We start from the raw sequence: 17,398 nt of genomic DNA on the forward strand, positions 1-17,398 counted from the left end.
TCGGCCAACTTAATCGTTGCTCCGCCTCAAGCAATCGTTTCAGGTTTTGCGCCGCCCCTCATTGCCCTGCCGGGCATTTCTCCCCGTATAGCGACGGGGAGAAAGACGCCTTCGCAAAGGATTTCGCTAATCTCCAGCGTTGCAGAAAGGGTGCCGACGTTGCGGCCAGCCCCTTCTCCCCGTCACTATACGGGGAGAAGATGCCGGCAGGCAGATGAGGGGCGGCGCCGACTTCCGCAGGCGGACGAGTCGAGCGCTAGCTTTTGCGTGAAGCAATTGCTCCAGCCACCCGCCCGTCGGCCGACCATGCTCCGGCGCCAGCCATTGCCAGCGCCAGAAAACCGCCTGATATGGCGATGTCCTTCATCAGCATCTGTGAATGCATGAAGGTCAGCGTCGGGTCGTCGCCACCCTGGCCGTAATGACCGATGAAGGCGGTCGCGATGCAGAAGGCGGCAAGCAGCAGCGCCACGACCGGCGTCTTGAAGCCGACGAGGATGAGCAGCCCGGCGATCAGCTCGAACAGGCCTGTCGCCCAAGCCACCAGCGTCGGCAGCGGCAGGCCGAGGCCGGCGAAGTAGCCCGATGTGCCGGCGATATCGGCAAGCGCATGGAAGCCGGATGGCACGAACAGCGCGGCGAGCAGCAGCCGGGACAGCAAGAGCAGCGCATTGCGAGGCATGGTCTCCTCCGATATCGGCGGCCGATCCTAGCAGAGTTCCAGCCAGCAGATATAAACCGACAACGAAAAAGGGACGCGGAAAATTCCGCGCCCCTTTTTTTCAGGAAAGTTGGGCCGATTCAGCCGCGCTTGGCATCGATCGAATACGCGCCTGGACCCGAGGAGGCGAGCACGAGGAAGCCGCCGGCAATGCCGAGGTTCTTCATGAAATTGATCATCTGCATCTGATCGGCCCAGCCGGTGTGGGCGACCAGTGCGGTGGCGACGGTGAAGATCGCCATCACCCAGCCGACGATCCGGGTCTGGAAGCCGACGAGGATGGCGAGCCCGCCAAGCAGTTCGATCAGGCCGACGACGATGGCGGTCACCATCGGCAGCGGCAGGCCAAGGCTGCCGAAATAGCCGGCGGTGCCGGCAATCGCCGTCAGCTTGCCGAAGCCGGAAAGCAGGAAGATGACAGAAAGCAGGATGCGGCCGAGCAGGATCGTGCCCGAGGCGCTGGAGGTGGTGCCGGAACCGGCAAACGAAGTGTTGGTGGACGTGTTGGTGGACATGCGTAACTCTCCAGAAGGGTTTGGCCAAAGACTTGGGATAGCCGTCCAGTTAGCGCATGCCGACTGTTCACCAAAGACGTCAGATTGGTTACGGATTGTTCACCGAGGTAACGTTTTCGCGATCAACTTACCCTGGATGCGTCATGTCTTCCGGCCGCACCAGCCGCTCATAATCGGCTTCGCTGACCAGCCCGGTGGCCAGCGCTTCCTCGCGCAGCGTCGTGCCGTTCTTGTGCGCCGCCTTGGCGATCTTGGCGGCGTTGTCGTAGCCGATCGTCGGCGCCAGCGCCGTCACCAGCATCAGCGAACGGTCGAGCGCTGCCTTGATGTTGTCTTCGCGGGCCTCGATGCCGACGACGCAATTGTCGGTAAACGACACCGAAGCGTCGGCCAGCAGCTGGACCGATTGCAGGAAACAATAGGCCATCAGCGGATTGTAGACGTTGAGCTCGAAATGGCCCTGGCTGCCGGCGAAGCTGATCGCCGCGTTGTTGCCGAACACCTGCACGCAAACCTGCGTCATGGCCTCGCATTGGGTCGGATTGACCTTGCCCGGCATGATCGAGGAGCCCGGTTCGTTTTCCGGCAGCGACAATTCACCGAGGCCCGAACGTGGGCCGGAGCCGAGCAGGCGGATGTCGTTGGCGATCTTGAACAGCGCCGCCGCGCAGGCATTGATGGCGCCGTGCGAGAAGACCATGGAATCATGGGCGGCCAGCGCCTCGAACTTGTTCGGCGCGGTGACGAAATCGATGCCGGTGATCGCGGCGATGCGCGCCGCCACCTTTTCGGCAAAACCAACCGGCGCGTTGAGGCCGGTGCCGACCGCGGTGCCGCCCTGTGCCAATTCCTGCAGGCCGGGCAGGGTCATCTCGATGCGCTTGACCGACGAGGCGACCTGCGCCGCATAACCGGAGAATTCCTGGCCGAGTGTCAGCGGCGTCGCGTCCTGCGTGTGGGTACGGCCGATCTTGACGATGTGGGCGAAAGCCTTGGTCTTGGCCTCGAGTGCCGCATGCAAATGTCTCAGCGCCGGCAGCAGGTCGTGGATGATGCGCTCGGCGCAGGCGATGTGCATGGCGGTCGGATAGGTGTCGTTCGATGACTGGCTCATATTGACGTGGTCGTTGGGATGCACCGGCTTCTTCGACCCCATGACGCCGCCCAACAGCTCGATCGCCCGGTTGGAAATAACCTCATTGGCGTTCATGTTGGACTGGGTGCCCGAGCCGGTCTGCCAGACGACCAGCGGGAAATGCTCGTTGAGCTTGCCGTCGATGACCTCCTGGGAGGCCTCGATAATGGCCTTGCCGATCGCCGGATCGAGCCGCTTCAGCTCCATATTGGCTTCGGCGGCCGCCCGCTTGACGATGCCCAGCGCCCGCACAATCGAGGCCGGCTGTTTCTCCCAGCCGATCTTGAAATTAGCCAGCGAACGCTGCGCCTGCGCGCCCCAATAGCGGTCGGCGGCGACCTCGATGGGACCGAACGTATCGGTTTCGGTTCTGGTCTCTGGCGCGCTCACGAAGTCTCTCCGGTTTGCAATTTGCAAACGGCGTATCGCGTTGCACAAATGCCTTCAAGCGGAGATTGCGGGTGACGGGAATGCAAATCGGTTGAAGCGCTCCCAATCTCCCCCCTTGAGGGGGAGATGTCGCCGAAGGCGACAGAGGGGGTCGGTACGTCTTGACGCGACTCTGCTAACGGGCAGAACAGGCTGGCACTCGACGCGCGGCGACCCCCTCTGGCCTGCCGGCCATCTCCCCCTCGAGGGGGGAGACAAGCAACTCCTCAACCCGCCGTGTACCCTCCATCCACAGCAAATACACCACCGCTGGTCCATGCCGCTTCGTCGCTTGCGAGATAGACCGCGATGCCGGCAAGGTCGCTGGTCCGGCCGATGCGGCCGAGCGGATAGCTGCGCTCGACATAGGCCTTGAGCTCGGCTTGCGCGGCTTCCGGCAGGTTTTCGATCGACCTGCGCCGCATCGCCGTGTCGACCGTGCCGGGCGCGATGGCGTTCACCCTTATGCCGCGCGGCCCGAGCTCGAAAGCGAGCGACCTGGTCAGCGAATTGAGCGCGCCCTTCGACAGCGAATAGAGGCTGGATGGCCGCTTCGGGATCATCTTGTGCGCGAAATAGGACGAGATGTTGATCACCGAAGCCGCGCCCGGCGCGAGATGCGGCAACAGCCGCTGAGTGAGGAAGAATACGGCCGTGACGTTGAGTGCGAAGGACTGCTGGAATTGGTCCTCGCTGACGGTTTCGAACGGCACCAGGAACGCCACGCCGGCATTATTGACGAGGATATCGACAGGTGGGCCGCGTTTGACATGCTCGACCACGGCATCGATGCCGGCGCTGGCCGACAGATCGGCCGACAGCGTTTCGACGCCGTCCCCGAGCTGCTTGCGGGCGGCGTCGAGTTTTTTGCCGTCGCGGCCGACGATCAGCACGTCCGCGCCTTCGCGCAAAAACGCCTCGGCGATTGCCAGCCCGATCCCGTCCGAGCCGCCGGTGACCAGTGCCCGTTTGCCGCCCAGTCTCATCCAACACTCCCGTCTTGTCTGATACGGAGAACAGCGCCGTTGGCAATTGTGGTCAAGCCGCCGGCCTATCCTACAATATGAACTTTCGGCTGATGCGCGTGTCTATTCGGCAGCGGCTGCACCGCGCCGAACAGCCAGCCGCGTAGCGACGAAATCCTTGACCTGATGAATGGCCTGTTCACGCGTAACGCTGCCGGGCTGCAAGCCAAGCCGCAACCACAGCCCGTCGATCAGGGCGGTTACTCCGAAAGCGATCTCGTCAGCATCGCGCGCCGGCGCCAGACCGCGCAGGCCGGATAGCAGGTTGGACCGCATGCGCGCATGGATCACCTTCTGGATGCGGGCAAGCTTTTCGTCGCGCGGCACCTCCGCGCAAAGCGAAAGCCAGGCATGGCAGAGGGACGGCTGGAAAAGATGCGGCTCGAAATTGCCTTCGATGATGGCATCTATTCGTTGCATTGGCGTGCGCGCCTGTCTCAGCCGCTCGACCACCGCATGCCGCAGCACCAGGTTCGATTCTCGCATGGCGTGCTCGAATAGTTCCCGCTTGCTGCTGAAGTAATGCAGCACGATGCCCTTCGACGCGCCGGCCTGTGCCGCCACCTTTTCTATGGTCGCCCCAGCTATGCCTTCGCGCTGAAGCACGGCAAAGGCAGCCTGCCGCAGCTCTTTGCGGCGTATGTCGCTGAGACGCTTGAGTTTCACGAGCCTGGATCCATGCATCGAGAACCGACGTTGACATTTTCGTCCGCTGAGATCAACAATTGACCGGTGGGACAATTTAAAAACCAGATGGTCAACATCGTTGGTGAAATGAGGAGAACCGAAATGCTTCGTAGCCTTGGAATGGGCGCCTCGCTCTGCGTCCTGCTGGCTAGCCAGCCGGCCTTTGCAGGTGAACCCGAGCAATGCAAGATCGTGCGCATGGCCGAGCCTGGATGGAACGACCTTGCCTTCACCACCGGCGTCACCAGCGTCTTGCTCGATGCGCTCGGCTACAAGCCGGCAAGCTCGCTTCTGGGCATCAACGTCATCTATGAATCCTTGAAGAATAATGATTTGGACGTGTTCCTTGGCTATTGGGATCCGGCGATGATCACCTACTACGAGCCCTATAAGAAGGACGGCTCGGTAGACGATGTGCGCGTCAATCTCGTCGGCGCCAAATACACCTTTGCCGTGCCGACTTACGTCTGGGAGGCCGGCGTCAAGGATTTTGCCGACCTGCAAAAGTTCGCCGACAAGTTCGGCAGGAAGATGTACGGCATCGAGCCGGGCTCCAACCAGCTGATGATGGACGCCATCGCTGATAAGTCGCTCGGCCTCGATGGCTGGCAGGTCGTCGAATCGAGTGAAGCCGGCATGCTTTCCGAGGTCGGCTACGAGATCAAGGAAAAGCGCTTCATCGTCTTCCAGGGCTGGGCGCCGCATCCGATGAACACGATGTACGACTTCAAATATCTGAGCGGCGGCGACAAGTTCTACGGCCCGAACTTCGGCGCCGCGACGGTGACGACGCAGGTGCGCAAGGGCTATCTGCAGCAATGCCCCAATGTCGGGCAGTTGCTGAAGAACCTCGCCTTCGATATCGATTTCGAAAACCTCGGCATGGGCTATCTCATCAATGACGGTATGAAGCCGGAGGAAGCCGGCCTGAAGGCGGTCAAGGAGAATCCGGATAGGCTCGGCGCCTGGCTGGCCGGTGTCACCACATTCGATGGCAAGCCCGCATTCGACGCAGTCAAGCAGCAGCTCGGCCTGTGATATCGGCCGATCAGGCGGGCTGGAACGGCCGCAAGCGCAACGTCGGTGCTGAAACGGCCTGCGTCGAAATCGCCGGGCAGGAGCCCGCGCTGGTGCTGGTGCACGGCTTCTCCGACACGAGCCGCAGCTTCTCCTTGCTGGCGCCGCATCTCGCCGGGCGCCGGCTTGTCATTCCAGACCTGCGCGGGCATGGCGCCTCGCCGGCCGGGACACGCGGCTTCGCCCCGGCGGATTTCGCAGAAGATGTGGCGGGTTTGATCGAGCGATTGCGGCTCAAGCGGCCGGTTCTGGTCGGGCATTCCCTGGGCAGCATGGTGGCGATCGAGGCAGCCGCGAGCTACCCCGAGATGATCGGCGGCCTTGTGCTGATGGCCGGAACGCTGCGGCCGCAGATCGGTGAGGACCACCCGATGACCATTGGTGTGCGGGCGCTTCGAGATCCGATATCGCCGGCCGATCCGTTCTATGACTATTGGCATGCCTGCGAGGCGGAGGTTCCAGCGGACTTTTTGACCATGGCTGCAAAGGAGGCGTCAGCGATGCCGGCGGCTCTTTGGCGCGCAATCCTGGAGCAGGTTCGGCGCATCGATCTGACCGACAAGGCGCGCATACTGCGCCTGCCGGCGCTTGTCATTGCCGGCGGGTGCGACCTGCTCTTCGACGAAACACACCAGCAGCGGCTCCTCGAAGAAATCCCTGGCGCCGCGAGCGTGAGCGCGGCGCGATGCGGACACAATCCGCACTGGGAGGATCCGGCATTGGTTGCGGCGGCCATCGCCCGATATTTCAAGGTCTGGAGTGAAGCCGACCTCGAAGCGACCGGCAATCCGGGCTGGGACCGGTCATGAACCTTTCCGAATACATGGCGCTGGATGCCGTCGCCCTGGCCGGGCATGTTCGCTCGGGCGAACTGTCGCCTATCGAGGTCGTCGAGGCGGCTATCGAGGCGATCGGAAGCATCAATCCCGCTATCAATGCCGTGACGCTGATCGATGCGGACCGGGCGCTTTCCGGCGCGGCAAGCTGCAACCGGCAGGCGGCACTCGCCGGCATTCCTTTCCTGGTCAAGGACACCGGCGTCAATGTGCGGGAGTGGCCGACGACGCACTCGTCGCTCTACTTCAAGGACGCCGCGCCGAAGCCCGACAGCGAGATCGTCCGGCGCTGGCGGGCCGCCGGTCTGATCTTGCTGGGCAAGACAAACACGCCGGAATTCGCCAACGACTTCGTGACCGAAGCCAGCTTTCGCGGCCCCACCTTGAACCCCTGGGATCCGTCGCTGACGGCGGGCGGCTCAAGCGGCGGAGCTGCTGCCGCGGTGGCAAGCGGCATGGTGCCGGTCGCCCACGGTTCCGATATTGGCGGCTCTATCCGGGTGCCGGCCGCCTGTTGCGGCGTGTTCGGCATGAAGCCGTCGCGCGGGCTGACGCCTGTCGGCCCGTGTCGAGGTCAGGTCGGTGCCGGGCTCTACGCCGAGAACGTCCTGTCCCGCACCGTTCGGGACAGCGCCGCCATGCTGGACATGACTGCCGGTCCAGAACAAGGAGCGCCTTACTCCGTGTCCAAATCGGTGCCGTCCTACCTGGATTGGCTGTCTTCCCCCGGCGAGCGTCTGCGCGTCGCGTGTCTGGCGCACCGGCCGGATGGCATGCCCGTCGCGTCCGAGATCGGGGCAAAATTCCAGGAAGCCATGATCCTCCTCGAGGACAGGGGGCACGAGGTCACAGAGGCGCGTTTCCCGCGGGAAGCCAGCACCGAAGCGGACTGGAGCATCTTCTGGATGTCGGAGGTCGCGCGGCTGGTTGACGAGCGCGCCGACGAGATCGGGCGGATGCCGGGGGCCGGCGAAATCGAAAGCCTGACTCGTCACGCGCTCGACTGTTTCCGGCGGTCCTCGGCCGCCGATTATCTGAGGGCGCAGGACCATGTGCACAGCGCTTCGCTGGCGATGGCGAGGGCATTCGATGCCTTCGACCTGATTATGACGCCGACGACGGCCGACCTGCCGCCCCGGCTTGGCGCCATCCATGGCGATGGTGCTGTCTTCGACTACGAGGCTTGGGCGAGCCGGGCCTACGGCTTTGCGCCCTTCACCGAAATCTTCAACGTCACCGGGCAACCCTCCGCCAGCCTGCCGCTTTTCCAGTCGAAAGGTGGCCTGCCGATTGGCATCCAGCTTATTGGCCGCAAGAACGAGGATCACCGGCTGCTTCGCGTCTCGCTTGACCTCGAGCAGGCAACCGCATGGGCGGCGCGTTACCAAGCCATCCATGCCAGACATTTTCAGGCGTGAACCAGGAGGCTCCCGCGACGTAGGAGGCGTCGACGATGTTGGTTCATACCGAAATTGGGTGCTGCCCGAGCAGTGATTGCGACGTCGGCGCCAGGCGCAGAACCTCCACGGGCCTGGCCAATTGCCGCTGTGCGGTCTGCTCGAATGCCTGCCACTCCGGGGAGGCAGCCAAGGCTGCCTCATGGCGGGCATGGGCTTCGGTGCTGTCGAAACCCGTGATGCTGATGAAGACGTTTTCGCCGGTTCGCACCGGCAGTCGCGGAAAGCTGTTTTCGGCATGCTCGGTGACAAAGGCGGCGAGCGGCCTTGCGCCAAGTGCGGCAAGCACCGGAAGAGCCCCGGTCTGGAAATCCCTGGCGAAACGAGCCTCCAGGCCCGGTTGCAAATGATGAATCCTGATGACAACAATTGCCTGCAAATCGCTGCCTGCGCTCGGTTTTTCGAGGTCCGCCTGGGGTAATCGTTGCGATCCAGAGAGGTCTAGGCCGGCGCCTGGCCAGGCCGGCTTCAGCAGCAGCACGTCGTCAGAATCGATCATCGTGGCGTTGGCGGCGTCGCGCCAGGCAGCCCAGACCGGCCCGTCATAGAAGGCGGTCAGAGCGTTTTTCCGCGCTTCCATGCCGTCGAAGCCGCGCAGCCAGACGAACATGTCCGGCCGGTCGAGATCGCGGAACTGGCCGATGATCGTCATTCCCGCGGTTTCCTGGCCCTCGATCAGCTGATTGTCGAAGACACCGATCAGCGTCTCGCGCCGGCCGGGTTTCAGTGTGTATTGCCTGAGTTCGACAACGGGCGAGGCGAGCAGATCGGATTTAGGCGCGGCGTTCAAAGGCAGGTTCATCGCTCGATCTCCAAAACAGGACAGCCATCCTGTTTTACAAAACAGACCGGTTGTCCTGTTTTGTCAATCTGCTATCGTGTGAAAATGTCAGCAGAGCTAACCGCCCGCTCAAAGTCGCGGGCTCAAAAACGCACCAACGACCCCGAAGGCATGCGCAAAAAGGTGCTCGACGTCGCCGAAGCGGCGTTTCAGGCACGCGGCTATCATGCGTCCAGCATGGGCGACCTGATGGCGACGGCTGGCGTCACCGGCGGCGCGCTGCACCATCATTTCGCGACCAAGAAGGCGCTGGCGCTTGCAGTGATCGAGGAGCGGGTCGCCGCAGCGGTAGAAGAGACATGGATCGAGCCGATGCGGATAGCTCCCTCAGCGCGCGAGGGTGTGCGCTCCGTATTCGCGGCCGTCGCGGCGGAGCTGGAGCGGCAGGGTTTCGTGCGCGGTTGCCCGCTCAACAACCTGGCGCATGAACTGTCGCTTGCCGATCCGGATTTCCGCATTGCCCTTGCCGGCATTTTTTCGGTCTGGCGTCAGGCGATCGCCGACAAGATCAGCGCCGACCAGCAGGCGGGCCGGGAGCTGGGCACCGATCCGCAGCGCTTCGCAGCGCTAGCTGTCGCCAGCTATTCCGGCGCCATGTCGATGGCCAAGACCGCACAGGACGCAAGCGTGCTGCGCGACTGCCTGATGGCGTTGGAGCAGGGAGTTATGTCGTCCAAAACAGGAACGAGGCGACGTAACAGGATACTGCACAGAGCCCTTTGACGCCGGTAGGGCAGTCGCTCACTATGACCGAGGCGGGGAGGCCGAGCTCTTAATTCGGCAGCGGCTTGATCAGCTCGTAGCCGACCACGCTTTCGGCACTGGTGCCCTCGTCATAGCGCCTGGCCACAACTGCCTGCAGGTCGGGTGCGTAAAGCGCGGTAAATTCGTCCCGCGTTTCGCCGGCCTCGCTCCTGATCGTCTGCTTGACCGCGAGCACGGGGTATTTGCATTCGCCCAGGCTGAACGTCTCCTTGCCCTTGACGTTGATCTCGAGCGTCTCGGTACCCTTCGGCGGCTTGTTCGGTGCGAGACGGGCAAACATGATCTTGCTCTTGGCACCCGCCCTCAGCGGGAACACTTTCCTGAGATCGGAAAACGGGATCATCGCCAGCTGCCCCGTGCTGCTGTCGCGAAACACTTCGATCAGCCCGCCGAACAGGTACTGCGACTGCGGCGATTGCGACTGGTATTTGTTGGCCACGGCAACCATTCCGCCCGCCGCCGGACGAAATTCGCTGTGGATGCCAGGCCTTTCGAGAATGAAGCCGGCCTTGGCCGATTTGGCGTCGATGCACTCGGCGCCATGCGCTGCGCTCGTCACCGCCAGAATGGCCATTGTCATGCCGATGGGTGCAGTTTTCATGGCGTCCTCCTCTGCCCGCGCAAGTTGAATGCCGAAAGCAATGCCAGACCTGGGAGAACGTGTCGACATACTTTGCGAGCAACTGGACTGCCGGTCCGCGTCGTGCTGAATTTTAGCGCATGATGCATCGCATTCCCGCCCGCCCGGTCTCCCGGCGCAGCTTCCTGATGAAGGCAGCGGCCGTTGCCGCTGCCGGCGCCGTTTCGCGCCCGGCCTTCGGCCAGACCGGGCAGCGCATCCCGCCGATCGACGCCACCTTCCTGTTTATCGCCGATGTCCATGCCTGCCGCATGGCGAACGGATTGAGCCCGCACTGCGAGCAGGAGGGCAAGACCGACGCTGCCTTGCTGCGCAATGTCGCCGCACTCAACGGCGTCGGCGACAGGCAATGGCCGGCTGAAATCGATGGCGTTGCCACCAGCCTGCGCTCGACGGGCAAAATCGGCGCGCCGCTCGGCCTCGTCGTCGGCGGCGACATCACCGATGATGGCGGCGGCCAGATCACCCAGCCCAGCGAGGGCACGCAGCTGCTTCAGTTCAGCCAGCGCTACCAGCAAGGCGTAGGCCCCGACCGCGTGCACATGCCGGTCTATGTCGGCCTCGGCAACCACGACCTCGACCAGAACGGCCCGCGCTCGCATGTCGACTGGTACCGCCGCGAAATGCGCGACTATGTCGAGGTCAACCACCGCCCCGGCGTGTTCTTCAAGCCACCCGCGCCGGCGACCGACTACGATGTCGGGACCGATTGCTATTCATGGGATTGGGGCGGTCTGCATCTTGTCCAGACGCACCGTTTTGCCGGCGATACCGGCCATGGCGCCGTCAGCAGCCTGCCATGGCTGAAGCAGGACCTGGCGACTTATGCCGGCGACGGCCGCCCTGTCATCCTGTTCCAGCATTATGGCTGGGATACTTTTTCGATCGAAAGATGGGACGCCGCCGAGAAAACCTTCGACGACGGCGGCAAGGGTCCGCCGCACTGGTGGAGCGAAGCCGACAGGCAGGCGCTGCTGGCTGTGCTGAAGGGTTACAACGTCGTCGGCATCTTCCATGGCCACCAGCACGCAACGCCGATGATCTACCACCGTGACGGGCTCGATTTGTTCAAGCCGAAGGCCGCCTTCATGGGCGGCTTTGCCTTGGCTAGGGTGACCGGCAACAGCATGGACGTGGTGCTGGGCGAAGCCGCCGGAGATCATGGCGAGGTCATCTTCACCAATGCGTACAGCAAAAGCCTGACTTTCTGACGGGCAGGAGAGGGCGCAAAAAAGGCGGCCGAGCCGCCTTTTTCCTGGTTTGCAAAGGGTCGGCGTCAAAGCGCCTTCTTCACCTTGTCCTTCACGTCGCCGTAAGCCTTCTGCATCTTGCCGGTGGCCTTGTCGACGTCGCCTTCGGCCTCGGTGCGCCTGTTGCCGGTGGCCTTGCCGGCGGTCTGCTTGACCGAGCCCTTGGCTTGCTTGGCAACGCCGGCAACCTGATCCTTGTTCACCATCTCGCATCTCCTGAACCGTTCGCCTGGAGAAACGGTCGCGGATCGCTTAGGTTCCGGGTTCTGCCCGTCGATTGGGATAGCTTCCGGCCGCGAAGCCGACAGGATAGGGTGCGCGAGAAGCCCGAACAGACAGGGCCGGAGGGACAATGGCTGAATTCACGCTCTTCATCGGCAACAAATGCTTCTCGTCCTGGTCGCTGAGGCCATGGCTGGCGATGAAGCATCTGGAGATCCCGTTCGAGGAAGGTCTTGTGCGCCTGCGCACGCCCGAGACCGCGGCCAATCTGGCCAGGATCTCGCCGACCGGCCAGGTGCCGGTGCTGAACCATCGGCTGGCGACTGGCGAGGTCCGGATCGTCTGGGAAACCCTTGCCATCCTTGAATATCTTGCCGAGCTGTTTCCCGAGAAAAAGCTCTGGCCGGCCGACATCGGCGCCCGCGCGCTGGCCCGCTCGGCGGCGACAGAGATGCATTCGGGCTTTCGCGAGGTCCGCTATGGCTGGCCGATGAATTTGCGCCGGCCAAAAGGCCATAAGCCGCTCGACGCCGAAGGTGAGACGCAACGGGCGCGCATCGAGGATCTGTGGCGGCAATGCCGCGAAAAGCACGGCAAAGGCGGGCCGTTCCTGTTTGGCCATTTCACCGCGGCCGACGCCATGTACGCGCCGGTCGTCACCCGCTTCGAAACCTATGGTGGCACGCTGGCAACCGATACCCGCGCCTATGTCGACGCCGTGCTTTCGATGCCGGCGATGCAGCACTGGTATGCCGAGGCGGCGAAAGAGCCTTGGCCGGAGCCCGGCCCAGACGAATAGAGCCGAGCAACCGGCAAGCTGGTCTTCCACTTCGCGGCCCGCGGCCTATCTGAAGATCGGGCAGGGGTTTTGGAGACTTCACAATGACATCTGTTCCTTCCGCACTGGCCGGCAAGGTCGCACTCGTCACCGGCGCCTCCTCGGGCATCGGCGAGGCAACGGCTGTGGCGCTCGCGGCCGCCGGGGCCAAGGTTGCCATTGCCGCACGCCGCGCCGATCGGCTCGAAGCGCTGGCCGCACGTATCGAAAAAGCCGGCGGCACGGCGCTCCGCATCGAGGCCGACGTCACCAGCAACGACGATGTCAGCGCCATGGTTGACAAGGTCGTCGCCGAATGGAGCCGCCTCGACATCCTCGTCAACAATGCCGGAGTGATGCTCCTGTCGCCCGCCGCCGAGGCGGTGCTCGACGACTGGCGCCGCATGGTCGAGCTCAACCTGCTGGCGCTGATGGGCGTCACCAAGGCGGCGTTGCCGCATCTGAGTGCCGCCAAGGGTCACATCGTCAATGTCTCGTCGGTCGCCGGCCGTGTCGCCAATCCGGGCGCCAGCGGCTATGCAGCAACCAAGTTCGGTGTCGTCGGCTTTTCCGAATCGCTGCGCCGCGAAGTCTACGCCGACAAGGTTCGCGTCACGGTTATCGAGCCCGGCCTGGTGCGCACCGAACTCGGCGACCACATCACCAATCCGGCTTTCAAGGCTGATCTGGACAAGCGGCTCGCCGCCATGGAGGCGCTGACCGCCGAGGACATCGCCGCGGCCATTTTCTACGCCGTGAGCCAGCCGGCACATGTCAACGTCAACGAGATCGTCATCCGCCCGACCGACCAGGAACGGTGAACGGCGTCAGATATTTCGCTACGCTTCGAATCCCGCTCGTAGGAAATCGCCACACTCCTCGACCAGCCGCGACGGCTCCCTCGCGAGATAGACGCCGAAATCCGCCATCGGCGCCGGCGGCAGGTTGAAGCGTCCGTTGAGGCTTTGGCAGTCGGGCGGTAGTCCTTCCTGCAGCAGAAGCCCGATGCCGAGCCCAGCCCTCAGCGCCGAGATCAGTGTCGCGAAGGTCGACACGCGGCAGCCGATCTTCCAGCCGATCCCGGCCTCGGCGAGCGAAGCCAGCATCCTGTCCTGCCAGGAGCAGGCGCCTTCGAAGATGATCAGCGGAAGCTCGACCTCGTCATCAATCTCGATCATGCGGCTTGCCGCCCAGACCAGCTGTCGTGACAGATGGCCTCGCGGCGCCCTTGTGAAGCGTGCCGGATCGGCCATGACGATGTCGCATCTTCCTTCGCCAAGCGACTTGCTGAGATCGCTGCTGCTGGCCGATGTCAGCTCGATCTCCACGGAAGGATGCCGGCGGCGGAAGTCGGCGATGATCAACGGCAGCCGCGTCACCGCCAAATCCTCGACGATGCCCAGCCGGACACGGCCGACCAGCCTGCGGCCTTCTATCTCGCGCCTGGCATCGTCACCGATCGCGATGGCCTTGCGGGCGAAGGCGAGCAGGATTTCGCCGGCCTCGGTCAGCGTCACGCCGCGCGGCGAACGGCGCAGCAGCTCGGCGCCGACTTCACCCTCGAGGCGCTGAAGCTGCATACTCACCGCTGCCTGGGTGCGGGCAAGCCGATCGGCCGCCCGGCTTACCGTTCCCGTATCGGCCACGGTGACGAAGGCGCGCAGCAGCCTGACGTCGATATCTCCAGTCATAAGAAATCCTGATAGCTGTGTCAGCATTATCAGGCTATCCGAAAGTCCGATCTGAATTCAAGGTCCGCTCGCACGAACGGAGCAGGAGCAGCCACCTTGTCCTACAGAAGAAGATTTGATGAGCTCGGTATCGCCTGGCCGTCGCTCGAGCGGCCCGCTTTGCCGTTCTCGCCGACGGTTCGGGTCGCCGACATCGTCTATGTCTCCGGTCAGATTCCCGAGATCGGGCAGGAGATCGCCGCGATCGGCCAGGTCGGCAGAGAGATCGATCTGGCTGCCGCGCGGAACGCCGCCCGGCTCTGCGCGGCCAACATCGTTTATTGGCTGGACAAGGAACTGGACGGCAATCTCGACCGCGTCGTGAAATTCGCCAAGCTGACCGTCTATGTAAATGCGGCGGCCGGCTTTTCGGCTTATTCGGAGGTCGGCAACGGAGCATCCGAATTTCTGCTCCATGTTTTCGGCGAGCGTGGCGAGCACGCCCGCTGCTCGCTCGGCATGGCCGGCTTGCCGGCCAATGTTCCGGTCGAAGCCGACGCTATCGTGTATGTCCGCTAGGGAGGTCGCCCGAAATGGGCAGTGAAACCAGGAGGACGCTTGGCTTGATGGCTGCAAATCTTGAGGGACGGAGGGCGCTTGTTCTCGGCGGAAGCAAGGGCCTCGGTTTCGGCGTTGCCGAAGCGCTCGCGGCGAAAGGCGCCGAGATCATCCTGGTCGGACGAGGGGAAGCGACCCAGGATGCGGCGCGACGCGCAATCGAGGCCGCCGGCCACGTCTGCTCGACTTTCAGCGCCGACCTCTCCGACAACGACAGCGTCTCCCGGCTGATCCGTGCCGTCGAGGACGAGCATCAGCGGATCGACATCCTCCTGCTCAACGGCGGCGGCCCGCCGCCCTTCGCGGCCAGCGTCTTCGATGCGAGCGTCTGGGAAAAGCAGTTCACCAGTATGGTGTTGAGCCAGATGCGCATCGCCATTTCTTTCCTGCCAGGCATGCGGGCGCGGCGCTGGGGACGCATCATCGCCGTTTCCTCCACATCCGTCCGTGAACCGATCCCCGGCCTTACCGCTTCGAACGCATTGCGTGCGTCGCTCGCCGGCTGGGCAAAGACGCTGGCCGGCGAAGTGGCGGCGGACGACGTCACAGTCAACCTGTTGCTGCCGGGCCGTTTTGCGACGGACCGGACGAAACAGTTCGACGCCATGGACGCTGCCGACAGGGGTGTCGACGCTGCCGTGATCGCCGCCGAGAGTCAGGCTGAAATCCCGGCAAAGCGCTATGGCACTCCCGCCGAATTCGGCGCGGTTGCCGCATTCCTGGCCAGCGACGCCGCCGCCTATGTCACCGGCGTGGCGTTGCCGGTGGATGGCGGGCTCAGCCGCGCCATGCTGTGAGGCAGGGGGCAGCGGCGCGAATGGTCGCATCATACAGGAACGCCCCTCGTGCCTTTTATCTGCGCGGGGGGCGTCCTGGTGGTCGTCCGCCTTTTCTCAAGATCGCTCTTTCGAGGAACGGCGTTCGACACCGAAAAAATGCCCCGGCGCCAAAATGGTTCCCGGCTGGAGCAATTCCAGGAAAAGTGTGAACGGTTTTCCGTCCGGAATTGCGCAAAAACAAAGAGATAGAGCGGTTCGGCGTTTTCGTGGAACGATGAACCGGTCTAAGTGGTTTTTTCGGCGGGCAATAGCCCGGCTTTTGTTGTCAGATTGCCGGCGCACGGGCCGCCACCGCGCGTCTCTGCGAGTGTCGCAAATCAAAAAATTGACACAGCGCGCAAAGAAGTCTACAAGAATTTTGTCGATGTTTGTTTGACCGACTTTTGTTATCCGCGCGCCGAGGCGCGCCTTTGACGAACTTCCCCATCAAAATCGAGACAAACGTTGTTGTGCATCCGCATGACGGCGAATGAATATTTGCCATGGAAAGGGTTCGTTATGAGCACAGGCACAGTTAAATGGTTCAACGCCACCAAGGGTTTTGGTTTTATTCAGCCTGACGACGGTTCTGCCGACGTTTTTGTCCACATCTCAGCCGTCGAGCGCGCCGGAATGCGCGACATCGTCGAGGGCCAGAAGCTTGGCTACGAGATGGTCCGCGACAACAAGTCGGGCAAGATGTCCGCCGACCAGTTGAAGGCGGCCTAAAACGGAATTCAGCCTCACCGCTGACCACGGATGTACTGGCACCGGTGAATGGCAAATTCCAGCGCATGGTCGCGGGGAGGTTAAGTCCCGCTCATGCGCATGAGAAGAACGTTTCTTTGCGCGTCTCTCGGGATGCGCGGGCGCTCTCATGGGAGGTCAGGCGGTGCCTGGCCTTTTTCATTTTTGCGCTTCTACCGCCGAAAAGCGCTGCTCGACGGCCTAGACGTGCTAAGGACGTTTCAGCAATTTGAAACCGGCTGCCGTATTGCTTTGTGCGGGATCCTGGCCGAAAGACCAGTCTCGCCACCTTTTCGGCGGCGCGCTCCGAACCGGGAGAAAGACCTTGACCGAAACTTCAAAAAAACCCCGCGACCAGGCCGAATCCATTTTTAGCAAGACGCGGACCCAGTCGATGTCGCTCGACCGCATCAATTCCGAACGGGATGCCGTCAGCCAGGCCCGCGAAGCCAAGACCGCACGGCTGCGCGAACTGCGCCTGGAAAAGGAAGCCGACGAAATGGCGGCGGCGGTTGCGCTCGCGGCCTCGCCGAAACGCGCAGGCAAACGCTGATGGCCACCAAACGCGTGCCTCAAAAGGCGATCGCCGCAGATTCGACCATCGCCGATGTGGTGAGCGAACTCGACAAGCCGGTCGAATATGTCCGGCGCGTGCTCGAAAAGCTCGAGCGCTGCAGGCGTGTCCACGGCGATGCCCAGGTGCGGCTCGGCGTGCGCGGCCGCGCCGAATGCCCCAATTATCTGATTGAATACGTCCGGGAAAACGCCAAGACCCACGAGCGCGTGACCTTTCAGGACGCCGCCTACAGCGGCAGCACGCATCGCGAACTGGCCCCCCGGCACATCGAGGAAGCCAGGAACTGGTCGCCCGAAGAAATGAACATCACGGCCGTTTCGGCGCTCATCGGCCGCCTTCGCAATCCGAATGCGCCATCATCGCGTTTCTCTGACGAGGATTGATATGGCCATCAAGTTTTCTGCGAAGAACCAGCCGGCAGCGCCTGCTGCCGCCGTGAAGCCGGCCAAGCCGGCCGCCGCCCCAAAAACCGGTGAAGCCGCCGAGGCGGGCACCGATCTGTTCAGGTCGCCGGCCGAAGCACCGCCGCGCAAGCCGAAGAAGAAATAGCG

Annotated in this window: 22 protein-coding genes; 13 read left to right on the top strand and 9 right to left on the bottom strand. The window is 63.0% G+C overall.

Annotated features, from left to right (window positions below):
* Positions 1–256 precede the first annotated feature (256 nt).
* The 5 genes from AC0L2X_RS04515 to betI all read right to left on the bottom strand — a co-directional run bounded on the left by AC0L2X_RS04515 (position 257) and on the right by betI (position 4,491).
* Positions 257–682, bottom strand: coding sequence for a DoxX family protein (locus AC0L2X_RS04515; protein ID WP_473554759.1), 426 nt, complete (start codon positions 680–682; stop codon positions 257–259).
* A gap of 119 nt (positions 683–801) precedes the next feature.
* On the bottom strand, positions 802–1,236 hold the full coding sequence (locus AC0L2X_RS04520) for a DoxX family protein (RefSeq protein WP_473554762.1): 435 nt from the start codon (positions 1,234–1,236) through the stop codon (positions 802–804).
* A gap of 127 nt (positions 1,237–1,363) precedes the next feature.
* Positions 1,364–2,761: a class II fumarate hydratase gene (gene fumC, locus AC0L2X_RS04525; RefSeq protein ID WP_473554763.1), complete on the bottom strand. Its 1,398-nt coding sequence runs from the start codon at positions 2,759–2,761 to the stop codon at positions 1,364–1,366.
* A gap of 266 nt (positions 2,762–3,027) precedes the next feature.
* Positions 3,028–3,786: an SDR family NAD(P)-dependent oxidoreductase gene (locus AC0L2X_RS04530; RefSeq protein WP_473554764.1), complete on the bottom strand. Its 759-nt coding sequence runs from the start codon at positions 3,784–3,786 to the stop codon at positions 3,028–3,030.
* 102 nt (positions 3,787–3,888) lie between these two features.
* Complete coding sequence (betI, locus tag AC0L2X_RS04535; RefSeq protein WP_473554766.1) at positions 3,889–4,491, bottom strand: choline-binding transcriptional repressor BetI; 603 nt, start codon at positions 4,489–4,491, stop codon at positions 3,889–3,891.
* Positions 4,492–4,614: 123 nt separating this feature from the next.
* Here betI and choX point away from each other — a divergent pair, with 123 nt between their 5' ends.
* The 3 genes from choX to AC0L2X_RS04550 are packed head-to-tail and all read left to right on the top strand — an operon-like array spanning position 4,615 to position 7,843.
* Positions 4,615–5,550: a choline ABC transporter substrate-binding protein gene (gene choX / locus AC0L2X_RS04540; RefSeq protein ID WP_473554767.1), complete on the top strand. Its 936-nt coding sequence runs from the start codon at positions 4,615–4,617 to the stop codon at positions 5,548–5,550.
* Positions 5,547–6,398 (top strand): alpha/beta fold hydrolase, encoded by an 852-nt coding sequence (locus tag AC0L2X_RS04545; RefSeq protein ID WP_473554769.1) that lies wholly within the window; start codon positions 5,547–5,549, stop codon positions 6,396–6,398. Before choX ends, AC0L2X_RS04545 begins: the two co-directional genes overlap by 4 nt.
* Positions 6,395–7,843, top strand: a complete 1,449-nt coding sequence (locus tag AC0L2X_RS04550; RefSeq protein ID WP_473554771.1) for an amidase — start codon at positions 6,395–6,397, stop codon at positions 7,841–7,843. The genes AC0L2X_RS04545 and AC0L2X_RS04550 overlap by 4 nt, the downstream gene beginning before the upstream one ends.
* 43 nt (positions 7,844–7,886) lie before the next feature.
* On the opposite strand, the gene AC0L2X_RS04555 is transcribed toward AC0L2X_RS04550, so the two are convergent.
* Positions 7,887–8,684: an NIPSNAP family protein gene (locus AC0L2X_RS04555; protein WP_473554773.1), complete on the bottom strand. Its 798-nt coding sequence runs from the start codon at positions 8,682–8,684 to the stop codon at positions 7,887–7,889.
* A 150-nt stretch (positions 8,685–8,834) separates the two neighbouring features.
* Between AC0L2X_RS04555 and AC0L2X_RS04560 the strand changes: the two genes are divergently transcribed.
* The gene (locus AC0L2X_RS04560) at positions 8,835–9,446 is read left to right on the top strand and encodes a TetR/AcrR family transcriptional regulator (RefSeq protein ID WP_473599285.1); all 612 of its coding nucleotides are present in this window, start codon (positions 8,835–8,837) and stop codon (positions 9,444–9,446) included.
* A 49-nt stretch (positions 9,447–9,495) separates the two neighbouring features.
* On the opposite strand, the gene AC0L2X_RS04565 is transcribed toward AC0L2X_RS04560, so the two are convergent.
* Positions 9,496–10,089 carry a hypothetical protein gene (locus AC0L2X_RS04565; protein ID WP_473554778.1) on the bottom strand — a complete coding sequence of 198 codons (594 nt, stop codon included), beginning with the start codon at positions 10,087–10,089 and terminating at the stop codon, positions 9,496–9,498.
* A gap of 119 nt (positions 10,090–10,208) precedes the next feature.
* Here AC0L2X_RS04565 and AC0L2X_RS04570 point away from each other — a divergent pair, with 119 nt between their 5' ends.
* Entirely contained in the window at positions 10,209–11,339 is a 1,131-nt protein-coding gene (locus AC0L2X_RS04570; RefSeq protein ID WP_473554779.1) for a metallophosphoesterase, read from the top strand.
* 65 nt (positions 11,340–11,404) lie between these two features.
* Here AC0L2X_RS04570 and AC0L2X_RS04575 read toward each other — a convergent pair whose 3' ends face one another.
* A complete protein-coding gene (locus tag AC0L2X_RS04575) occupies positions 11,405–11,584 on the bottom strand; it encodes a CsbD family protein (RefSeq protein WP_254820647.1) in 180 nt (59 codons plus the stop codon).
* 146 nt (positions 11,585–11,730) lie between these two features.
* Between AC0L2X_RS04575 and AC0L2X_RS04580 the strand changes: the two genes are divergently transcribed.
* Together AC0L2X_RS04580 and AC0L2X_RS04585 are read left to right on the top strand one after the other, a co-directional pair.
* Positions 11,731–12,399, top strand: coding sequence for a glutathione S-transferase family protein (locus AC0L2X_RS04580; protein WP_352492584.1), 669 nt, complete (start codon positions 11,731–11,733; stop codon positions 12,397–12,399).
* An 83-nt stretch (positions 12,400–12,482) separates the two neighbouring features.
* Entirely contained in the window at positions 12,483–13,238 is a 756-nt protein-coding gene (locus AC0L2X_RS04585) for an SDR family NAD(P)-dependent oxidoreductase (RefSeq protein ID WP_473554781.1), read from the top strand.
* Between the two features lie 18 nt (positions 13,239–13,256).
* Here the strand turns inward: AC0L2X_RS04585 and AC0L2X_RS04590 are convergent, their stop codons facing one another.
* Positions 13,257–14,108 (bottom strand): LysR family transcriptional regulator, encoded by an 852-nt coding sequence (locus tag AC0L2X_RS04590; RefSeq protein WP_473554783.1) that lies wholly within the window; start codon positions 14,106–14,108, stop codon positions 13,257–13,259.
* A gap of 96 nt (positions 14,109–14,204) precedes the next feature.
* Here AC0L2X_RS04590 and AC0L2X_RS04595 point away from each other — a divergent pair, with 96 nt between their 5' ends.
* The 6 genes from AC0L2X_RS04595 to AC0L2X_RS04620 all read left to right on the top strand — a co-directional run bounded on the left by AC0L2X_RS04595 (position 14,205) and on the right by AC0L2X_RS04620 (position 17,396).
* Positions 14,205–14,666: a RidA family protein gene (locus AC0L2X_RS04595; RefSeq protein WP_473554784.1), complete on the top strand. Its 462-nt coding sequence runs from the start codon at positions 14,205–14,207 to the stop codon at positions 14,664–14,666.
* A gap of 47 nt (positions 14,667–14,713) precedes the next feature.
* The gene (locus AC0L2X_RS04600) at positions 14,714–15,502 is read left to right on the top strand and encodes an SDR family oxidoreductase (RefSeq protein WP_352492580.1); all 789 of its coding nucleotides are present in this window, start codon (positions 14,714–14,716) and stop codon (positions 15,500–15,502) included.
* A 540-nt stretch (positions 15,503–16,042) separates the two neighbouring features.
* Complete coding sequence (locus AC0L2X_RS04605) at positions 16,043–16,252, top strand: cold-shock protein (protein WP_010915421.1); 210 nt, start codon at positions 16,043–16,045, stop codon at positions 16,250–16,252.
* A 343-nt stretch (positions 16,253–16,595) separates the two neighbouring features.
* The gene (locus AC0L2X_RS04610) at positions 16,596–16,823 is read left to right on the top strand and encodes a hypothetical protein (protein WP_352492637.1); all 228 of its coding nucleotides are present in this window, start codon (positions 16,596–16,598) and stop codon (positions 16,821–16,823) included.
* A complete protein-coding gene (locus AC0L2X_RS04615) occupies positions 16,823–17,230 on the top strand; it encodes a hypothetical protein (protein ID WP_352492579.1) in 408 nt (135 codons plus the stop codon). The genes AC0L2X_RS04610 and AC0L2X_RS04615 overlap by 1 nt, the downstream gene beginning before the upstream one ends.
* 1 nt (position 17,231) lies before the next feature.
* Positions 17,232–17,396: a hypothetical protein gene (locus tag AC0L2X_RS04620; RefSeq protein WP_352492578.1), complete on the top strand. Its 165-nt coding sequence runs from the start codon at positions 17,232–17,234 to the stop codon at positions 17,394–17,396.
* Positions 17,397–17,398: the final 2 nt, after the last annotated feature.

The sequence above is a fragment of the Mesorhizobium sp. WSM4828 genome (genome assembly GCF_055811175.1).

Coding starts and splice junctions, on each gene's coding strand:
- AC0L2X_RS04515 (WP_473554759.1), bottom strand. CDS start 682: ATGCCTCGCAATGCGCTGCTCTTGCTGTCCCGGCTGCTGCTCGCCGCG.
- AC0L2X_RS04520 (WP_473554762.1), bottom strand. CDS start 1,236: ATGTCCACCAACACGTCCACCAACACTTCGTTTGCCGGTTCCGGCACC.
- AC0L2X_RS04530 (WP_473554764.1), bottom strand. CDS start 3,786: ATGAGACTGGGCGGCAAACGGGCACTGGTCACCGGCGGCTCGGACGGG.
- choX (WP_473554767.1), top strand. CDS start 4,615: ATGCTTCGTAGCCTTGGAATGGGCGCCTCGCTCTGCGTCCTGCTGGCT.
- AC0L2X_RS04550 (WP_473554771.1), top strand. CDS start 6,395: ATGAACCTTTCCGAATACATGGCGCTGGATGCCGTCGCCCTGGCCGGG.
- AC0L2X_RS04555 (WP_473554773.1), bottom strand. CDS start 8,684: ATGAACCTGCCTTTGAACGCCGCGCCTAAATCCGATCTGCTCGCCTCG.
- AC0L2X_RS04560 (WP_473599285.1), top strand. CDS start 8,835: ATGCGCAAAAAGGTGCTCGACGTCGCCGAAGCGGCGTTTCAGGCACGC.
- AC0L2X_RS04565 (WP_473554778.1), bottom strand. CDS start 10,089: ATGAAAACTGCACCCATCGGCATGACAATGGCCATTCTGGCGGTGACG.
- AC0L2X_RS04570 (WP_473554779.1), top strand. CDS start 10,209: ATGATGCATCGCATTCCCGCCCGCCCGGTCTCCCGGCGCAGCTTCCTG.
- AC0L2X_RS04575 (WP_254820647.1), bottom strand. CDS start 11,584: ATGGTGAACAAGGATCAGGTTGCCGGCGTTGCCAAGCAAGCCAAGGGC.
- AC0L2X_RS04580 (WP_352492584.1), top strand. CDS start 11,731: ATGGCTGAATTCACGCTCTTCATCGGCAACAAATGCTTCTCGTCCTGG.
- AC0L2X_RS04585 (WP_473554781.1), top strand. CDS start 12,483: ATGACATCTGTTCCTTCCGCACTGGCCGGCAAGGTCGCACTCGTCACC.
- AC0L2X_RS04590 (WP_473554783.1), bottom strand. CDS start 14,108: ATGACTGGAGATATCGACGTCAGGCTGCTGCGCGCCTTCGTCACCGTG.
- AC0L2X_RS04600 (WP_352492580.1), top strand. CDS start 14,714: ATGGCTGCAAATCTTGAGGGACGGAGGGCGCTTGTTCTCGGCGGAAGC.
- AC0L2X_RS04605 (WP_010915421.1), top strand. CDS start 16,043: ATGAGCACAGGCACAGTTAAATGGTTCAACGCCACCAAGGGTTTTGGT.
- AC0L2X_RS04615 (WP_352492579.1), top strand. CDS start 16,823: ATGGCCACCAAACGCGTGCCTCAAAAGGCGATCGCCGCAGATTCGACC.
- AC0L2X_RS04620 (WP_352492578.1), top strand. CDS start 17,232: ATGGCCATCAAGTTTTCTGCGAAGAACCAGCCGGCAGCGCCTGCTGCC.